This window comes from Azospirillum aestuarii (genome assembly GCF_016632405.1).
Taxonomy (GTDB): Bacteria; Pseudomonadota; Alphaproteobacteria; order Azospirillales; family Azospirillaceae; genus Azospirillum; species Azospirillum aestuarii.
Window position 1 is genome coordinate 1 of the sequence record NZ_JAEPIV010000089.1, and the last position, 1,466, is coordinate 1,466.

Sequence of the window (1,466 nt, forward strand, 5' to 3'; positions counted from 1 at the left end):
GGGCCGAGACGTCCATCGTCGAGCACCGCGACATCATCGACGCCCTGACCCGGCGCGACGCCGATCTGGCCGAGCGGCGGGTGCGCGAGCACACGCTGGGGCTGGCCCGCCATGTCGAACAGCACTGCGATTTTCTCGATTGACCGATCGTGAACCGAATAAGAGTCGGGGAGGAGTAACCCTTATGTCAGCCGTCACAGTCCTCAACAACCAAGCCACGGCCGCCACCGATGCGGAACCGGCGCTGACGGATGGTTTCCAGCTCGTCATCGATGCCCTCAAGCTCAACGGCATCGAGAACCTCTACGTCGTGCCGGGCATCCCGATTTCCGACCTGCTGCGCATGGCCCAGGGCGAGGGGCTGCGGGTCATCTCCTTCCGCCACGAGCAGAACGCCGGCAACGCCGCGGCGATCGCCGGCTTCCTGACCAAGAAGCCGGGCGTGTGCATGACCGTCTCGGCGCCGGGCTTCCTCAACGGCCTGACCGCGCTGGCCAACGCCACGACCAACTGCTTCCCGATGATCCTGATCTCCGGCTCGTCGGAGCGCGAGATCGTCGATCTCCAGCAGGGCGACTACGAGGAGATGGACCAGCTGGCCATCGCCAAGCCGCTGTGCAAGGCGGCCTTCCGCGTGCTGCACGCCCAGGACATCGGCATCGCCGTGGCCCGCGCGATCCGCGCCGCGGTGTCGGGCCGTCCGGGCGGCGTCTACCTCGACCTGCCGGCCAAGCTGTTCTCGCAGGTGATGGACGCCGCCGAGGGCGCCCGCTCGCTGGTCAAGGTGGTCGACGCCGCCCCGGCGCAGCTGCCCTCGCCGGACTCGGTGGCGCGCGCTCTGGAGGTGCTGAAGGGCGCCAAGCGGCCGCTGATCATCCTCGGCAAGGGCGCCGCCTACGCGCAGGCCGACGAGGCGGTGCGCGAGCTGGTCGAGAAGAGCGGCATCCCATTCCTGCCGATGAGCATGGCCAAGGGGCTGCTGCCCGACACCCACCCGCAGTCGGCGGGGGCGGCGCGCTCGATGGTGCTGAAGGACGCCGACGTGGTGGTCCTGGTCGGCGCGCGTCTGAACTGGCTGCTGTCGCACGGCAAGGGCAAGACCTGGGGCGAGCCGGGGTCGAAGACCTTCATCCAGATCGACATCGAGCCGCGCGAGATGGACAGCAACGTGGCGATCGTGGCGCCGCTGGTCGGCGACATCGGGTCGTGCGTCTCGGCTCTGACCGCCGGGATGGCGAAGGGTTGGACGCCGCCGCCGTCGGAGTGGACGGGGGCTGTGTCGGCGCGCAAGGAGGCGAACATCGCCAAGATGGCGCCGCGGCTGATGAGCAACGCCTCGCCGATGAACTTCCACGGGGCACTGGGCGCGCTGCGCCGGGTGATCCAGGAGCGCCCCGAGGCTCTGCTGGTGAACGAGGGGGCGAACACGCTGGACCTGGCGCGCGGGATCATCGACATGCACCAGC

2 protein-coding genes are annotated in these 1,466 nt (G+C 69.2%); both read left to right on the plus strand.

What is annotated here, in order from left to right; genetic code table 11:
- The first annotated feature begins 14 nt into the window (after window positions 1-14).
- Window positions 15-143 carry a hypothetical protein gene (locus JJL56_RS32720; protein ID WP_345772671.1) on the plus strand — a complete coding sequence of 43 codons (129 nt, stop codon included), beginning with the start codon at window positions 15-17 and terminating at the stop codon, window positions 141-143.
- A 41-nt stretch (window positions 144-184) separates the two neighbouring features.
- On the plus strand, window positions 185-1,466 hold a 1,282-nt coding region (gene oxc / locus JJL56_RS32725; RefSeq protein ID WP_200487935.1), incomplete at its 3' end, for an oxalyl-CoA decarboxylase.